The organism is Microcoleus sp. D3_18a_C4 (genome assembly GCF_036702415.1).
GTDB lineage: Bacteria > Cyanobacteriota > Cyanobacteriia > Cyanobacteriales > Microcoleaceae > Microcoleus.
Genome location: NZ_JAUBTI010000176.1, coordinates 1 through 7,154, shown reverse-complemented (window position 1 = coordinate 7,154; position 7,154 = coordinate 1). Strand labels below are relative to the sequence as shown.

At 47.2% G+C, this 7,154-nt stretch carries 1 protein-coding gene; it reads left to right on the top strand.

Annotated features, from left to right (window positions below; all coding sequences use genetic code 11):
- On the top strand, window positions 1-7,154 hold a 7,154-nt coding region (locus QUB16_RS32420), incomplete at both ends, for an Ig-like domain-containing protein (protein WP_333322446.1).

Genomic DNA, 7,154 nt, shown 5'->3' with positions numbered 1-7,154 from the left:
ACAGCGCCGACAGCCACTTTCACCCCCGCCGACAACGCCACCAGTGTTGCAGTTGCTGCTGATTTAGTTGTCACCTTAAGTGAAGCCGTACAAAAAGGCACAGGCAACATTGTCATCAAGAAAGTCTCTGATAACTCAGTTGTAGAAACTATAAATGTCACAGCGGCAAATGTCACTGTTACTGGTAGTACCGTCACAGTTAATCCCACGGCAGATTTAGCGCCTGGTACTGATTACTACGTTGAAATTGCCGCCGGTGCGATTAAAGACTTAGCAGGTAACAATTATGCCGGTACTACAGGCGCAACAGCTTGGAATTTCAACACTGCTACCGCCGTTGATACCACAGCCCCCACAGCCACTTTCACCCCCGCCGACAACGCCACCAGTGTTGCAGTTGCTGCTGATTTAGTTGTCACCTTAAGTGAAGCCGTACAAAAAGGCACAGGCAACATTGTCATCAAGAAAGTCTCTGATAACTCAGTTGTAGAAACTATAAATGTCACAGCGGCAAATGTCACTGTTACTGGTAGTACCGTCACAGTTAATCCCACGGCAGATTTAGCGCCTGGTACTGATTACTACGTTGAAATTGCCGCCGGTGCGATTAAAGACTTAGCAGGTAACAATTATGCCGGTACTACAGGCGCAACAGCTTGGAATTTCAACACTGCTGCCGCCGTTGATACCACAGCCCCCACAGCCACTTTCACCCCCGCCGACAACGCCACCAGTGTTGCAGTTGCTGCTGATTTAGTTGTCACCTTAAGTGAAGCCGTACAAAAAGGCACAGGCAATATTGTCATCAAGAAAGTCTCTGATAACTCAGTTGTAGAAACTATAAATGTCACAGCGGCAAATGTCACTGTTACTGGTAGTACCGTCACAGTTAATCCCACGGCAGATTTAGCGCCTGGTACTGATTACTACGTTGAAATTGCCGCCGGTGCAATTAAAGACTTAGCAGGTAACAATTATGCCGGTACTACAGGCGCAACAGCTTGGAATTTCAACACTGCTACCGCCGTTGATACCACACCGCCCACTGTAACCCTCGCTTCAAACGCTGGGGCAACAGTCAAGAATCCCTTCAATGTCACCGCAACTTTCAACGAAAATGTTACCGGGTTTATTGCCAGCGATATCAGCCTCACCAACGCCACTGTCAGTGGGTTTACCGGCACCGGTAGTAACTACAATTTCACTGTCACACCAACGGGTAGCGGCATCGTAACCGTCAACGTTCCCGCCAGCAGCGCCACTGATGCAGCGGGTAACAACAATATCACTGCTGCACCTTTAACGCGCACTTTCGATTCTCGGATTGAAAACTGGAGCGAGCTAGACGCCTATCTGAAAAACAACAAGATTAGTGTACCTAATGTAGAAAAAAAAGTCCTCGAAGCGCTTGTACCGATGGTCAAGCCATTAACGGCTGAATTTACAAACAACGAACTGAAACTCGCCCATGACGGGAGCGTACCTTTCGCTAACTTCGGAGTTCTTCCTCTTGTCGCTCAGGTTGCAACCGGTGTCACTATACCCATAAGCAAACCCAGCCTCACCTTATCCAACCTAAACACCTCCGCTCCCACCTACGGACTCAGTGGAAAAATAAACTTTGCAGATGCTAAGAATGATGGTAAAACAAATTTTTTAGACTTCATTAATGAGCAGCTAAAAATTAAGGAGGTAGAGCTAAAAGCAGAAGTTAGAACAGGTGTTGTACCAAAAGTGAGCCTCAGTGCTGAGTTAAGCACTGAAAACCTAACACTTTTGAAAGTTGACCCATTCTCGATTGAGATTGGTGGTGCTAAATTAAGCGTCTCAGCAGATTCAACTTCTCCCCCGAATTTCGGTATAGTAGGCAGTTATTTAATTAAAGGTTATGATCCCTTCCAAACAACGGAACCTGAATTAACGTTTTCGGGAGGCTTAACTTTCGACCCCAAATCAATTACGGGTGCGCTTCAACTCACGGCCAAAACTCCCTGGAAAAATCCCTTTGGCTTACCGGATTCAGAAATTCGGAATTTAGCCTTACAAGTTGGCGGAACCTACGCACCACCTTGGGTTGATAATGTTGGATTTGTGGGAGATTTAAAGTTTGGCAACTTCGATCTCAAGTCGGCTTTCTTTGTCAGTTCTAACGACCCCAAGAAATTTGCAGTGGAATTAACGGCAAATGCTCCTGTCAACCTTGTTGATCTGTTGGCTGGTCCCGTTTACTCTTATGTCATCAAACAAGTGGGGAAGGAAGTCGATTTTGTTAAGAAGGCAGAATCGTTTTTGAGGCAAACCTTGAATGTCAATATTGTCTCTGTTGATGGGCCTGATGCAGATACAAAGTTTGATCCACTACTCAAGTTAGTGCCGTTAGAGACAGAAATTGCTGAAACAAAATTAACCCAAGGTCTTGGTATTAATGGGAAGGTAACGGCTTGGGGAAAAGAAGCTTCACTCAGTCTCAATGCCAATCCCTACGCTCAAAGCAATCCAAGTTTAGAAGGAGTTTTACAGATTCCTGAAATTGACTTGGGATTTTTGAAACTCACGGGTGCGGATGGTCCCAACGATAAGACTTTGGATTTTGCCGTCAAGGTCAGTCCCACTGAACAATACCTTAAAGGAGATGGGAAACTTGAGATTTTTGGCCAGACTGTTGCTAAAGCAAACGTGGAATTTACAACCACGAGTGCCAAAATCAAAGATTTTGATTTGAATTTAGGAGTCGTAGCACTAGATATTAACGATTTTTCAGTTGATATTGCTAAAAAGACAGTCAGTGGATCGGGTTCTGTAAAGATTCTTGGGCGAGAAGTTGCCGGAGCGAAGATTAAAGCTGATAGTAATGGGCTGAAAGTTGAAGGAAATCTTGACTTATTCGGGGTCTTATCAATCGAGAACGCGCTCATTGATATCAAAAGTCCAACCGATATAAAAATCGGAGGGACAGCCAAAATTTTTGGTCAAAATTTAGGCAGCGCCGACATCAGCCTCCAGAATGGCAAGCTAACAGTTAAAGGATTCATAGGCTACAATCTCCCGCTCGTTGGCAATGTTGGGGCAAACCTTGAGATTACCTCAGATGGTACAGCTAGTGGTTCCAAGGTAAAGGTAGGTTATGAGGCTGGGGTGCTCAAAGGTGACTATACCGTGTCACTAGCTCCGCTCAGAAGTATCGAAGAGTTGTTTGACAAAGTGACGGGCGGTGCCCTGGGTGCAGCCACTGAGGCTGTAAATAAAGCCATTGATGGTGTCGTTAATGGATTTAATAGTGTTTCATCAGGTGTACTCGATACCTTCAATAAAATTGGTAACTTTTTTGAAGGTGCGTTTAACAGCGTTCTTGGCTGGTTTGGGGGCCCGTCGAATGGTCGCGATGACAAATGGCTGGATGACGGAAATAACAAATATGACGCAAAGGGGGGTGATGACTATATTCGAGGTAAAGGTGGAGATGACCATCTCATCTTGGGGTCGGGAAATGATAAAGGAGAAGGTTGGGATGGCAATGACAGAATCGAAGGTAACGATAACAATGATACGTTGCATGGCGACGGAGGAAATGACAAGTTAGAAGGTGGTTGGGGCAGAGACATTCTCCGTGGTGGGGGTGGTGACGATATCCTCCAGGGTCAACAAGATATCGATTACCTGTACGGTGAGGACGGCAACGACAAACTCGAAGGCAATGAAGACAAAGACACACTTGATGGGGGATCGGGTTCTGACTTCCTTTATGGTAATGCTGGCGATGATCTCTTGTTCGGTATTGACGGTGCGGACTTGCTTGATGGTGGCGATGGTAATGACACCCTAAATGCTGACTCTGGTAATGACCGTGTTTTTGGTCAGAATGGCAATGATTTGATGAAGGGTCAGGATGGCAATGACGAACTGCACGGCTATCAGGGTAATGACACCATTGAGGGCGGAAATGACAACGACGTTCTCTATGGTCAGGGAGATAAGGACTTCCTCCAAGGTGGAGATGGGGATGATGTTCTCTATGGCGAAGACAACGGAAAAACGGGAGGAAACTACGACGGTAGCAACGACAAAGACACACTCGAAGGTGGAAATGGTAAGGATACTCTCTTCGGCGGTTTGAGTGACGATTTGCTCCTTGGTGGGAATGATGATGACATTCTTAGCGGTGAAGCTGGCAATGACATACTCCGAGGAGAAGCAGGAAACGATTTCCTCGACGGTGGTGGCGGCAACGACTCTCTAAACGGCGAGGACGGTAGTGATTCGCTCTTTGGTCGAGGTGGCAATGATTTCCTTGAAGGCTTTGGGGGTAAAGATTACCTCAATGGTGGTGACGGTAACGATCGCCTCTTTAGTCATGAGGATGATGACATCCTGAGAGGAGAAGGTGGAAACGACCATCTCGCTAGTTGGACTGGTAACGATGCCTTAGATGGTGGAGATGGTAACGACTCTCTCTATGGCGAGGAAGATAACGATACGCTCTCTGGTGGCAATGGCAGCAACGTCCTTGATGGAGGTGACGGAACTGATACTGCCGACTACAGATTTTCTACTGGTGCTGTTGATGTCAATTTAAACAATGGCAAGGCCCAATTTTCTGGCAATACAGATCTGTTAACCTCGATTGAAAATGTCATTGGCTCAGCTAATAACGACTTAGTGATTGGTAATGCTGGAAATAATACCCTCTCTGGCCAAGCCGGTAACGATATCCTTCTGGGTGAGATTGGCAACGATCTTCTCAGCGGTAATGAAGGTAATGACGAATTTCACGGATGGGAGGGTAATGATACCCTGGAAGGCGGAACTGGCAATGACACTCTCTACGGTCAGCAGAACGATGACTGGATTCGCGGTGGAGACGGCAATGACGCTCTCTATGGTGAAGGGAACGGCTCCCCGGACAGCACAAGTAATGACTTATTGTTCGGTGATGCTGGGGATGACTCTCTCTTCGGTGGCGTTGGTATTGATAACCTTAATGGTGGAGATGGTGATGACTATCTTGCAGGTGGTACTGGCAACGATAACTTCAATGCTGACGTAGGTAACGATACCATTGACGGCGGAGATGGCAATGATAACCTCAATGGTGGCGATGGTAATGACTCTCTCTTCGGTGGCATTGGCGACGATTACTTCAATGCTGGGACTGGTAACGATTTAATTATCGGAGGAGAGGGCAACGATACGTTGTTTTTACTCGGCAATAACAGTGACTATAAAATTAGGGAAACATCAACTGGATGGGAAGTTATTGCTGCTAATGGTGATGTAAAAACTGTCATTGGAGTTGAGAATTTCCGGTATCAAAACTATTCTAACGATACCCTCACGGGAACCCAAAACAATGACACTCTCCAAGGCGGAGAAGGAAACAGCCTCATCTATGGTCGGAGTGGTAACGATTTCCTCTCAGGTGGAGAAGGCAATGATAAGCTCTACGGTGAGGAAGGCAACGATAACCTTGATGGTGGAGCTGGTGACGATAGTTTCTTTGCTGGGACTGGTAGCGATACCATTAACGGCGGACGTGGCTTCGATAGGTTGTTTTTGTCCGGCCCACGGACAGACTATAAAATTACCCCAACATCCACAGGGCGGCAACTTACTACTTCCAAAGGCGATATCACAATCGTGACTTGGGATGTTGAAGATATTCTGTATGAGATGGTGTCTAATGATTCCCTCACGGGAACCCAAAACAATGACGCTCTCCAAGGCGGACAAGGAAACAGCCTCATCTATGGTCGGAGTGGTAACGATTCCCTCTCTGGTGGAGGAGGTAATGATACGGTCTACGGTGAGGAAGGCAACGATAACCTTGATGGTGGAGCTGGTGACGATAACCTCTATCCAGGGGCTGGTAGCGATATCATTAACGGCCGAGATGGCTTCGATACGTTGTTTTTGTCCGGCAAACAGACAGACTATAAAATTACGGGGACATTGGCACAAGGACGAATTGCTGGTCCCAATGGCAGTTTCAAAACAATCACTGGACTGGAAAAGATTGTGTATGAGCCTTCTCCTACGGGTAACACAGGAAGCCAGTCTCCTACGGGTAACACAGGAAGCCAGCCTTTCGGGTCTAGTTTCCAAACCCAACTATTAAGAAAACTTTTCCGTGGTCTTCGCATCATTGACGGTTACATTGCTAACGGTAAGGTCTTCCTTGATGCCAACTTAAACGGGACATTGGATGATGCTGAACCCTTTACGATTACCAAAGCCGATGGCAGCTTCGACCTGAACGTAGATATCGAAACGTTTGATACCAACCAAAACGGTGAAATCGACTATACCGAAGGTCAATTTGTCCTGATGGGAGGCATGGACATCATCGGTGGAGTGGATGTAGCCACCGGCTTGCCGATGGCAACCCCACTGATTTCAACGGTAGAGTCAACGGTTGTGACTCCTTTAACGACGATTATCGCCGAGTTGGTGAAGCAAGGTATTGACCCACTAACGGCACAAACCCAGGTAGAATCGGCATTAGAAATCCCCGCAGGTCTTGATTTGGGCAGCTATGACCCCTTAGAAGCGATCGCCAAAGGGGACGCGAATGGTGTATCGGTATTCGGTTCGATGATTCTGGTGCAAAATACGATCGTCCAGACAGCGAAATTCATTGAGGGAGTTTCGGAAACAGCGATCGCTCAACTCGCATTTAGCGGTATCGGGGCGATCGCAAATCAACTCAAGGGTGGCGCTGCTGTAGATTTAGGCAAAACAGAAACAATCTTGGCGATCGTTCAAGCAGCCATTACCAAAGCAGCAGAGTCTGACCCCAAAATCAACCCGACACAACTGGCTGCGAGTGCGGCTGCTGCGGCTCAAATCATGGCTTTGGGCAATCAAATGGTCAAGGATCTCGTCGCTAGCGGTCGCCCCATCAAAGATATTGCCCTTGAGATCACGAAATTGCAGGCGGTGTCTGTAGGTCAAATTGCTGTCGGTTTGTCCGATTTGGCTGCGGGAACTGTGACTGTTGAACAGTTCCTCGCTCAAAACACCAAAGAGGCGATTCTGGCGAGGATGGAGAAGGTGAAGGTTAATGACCCTACTGTTCGCCCTGTTGTCGAGACGAGCGCCCTCAAAGACCCGATCGATCCAGAGGAACCTACATCTGAGGACACCGGCAGCGCCCCCGA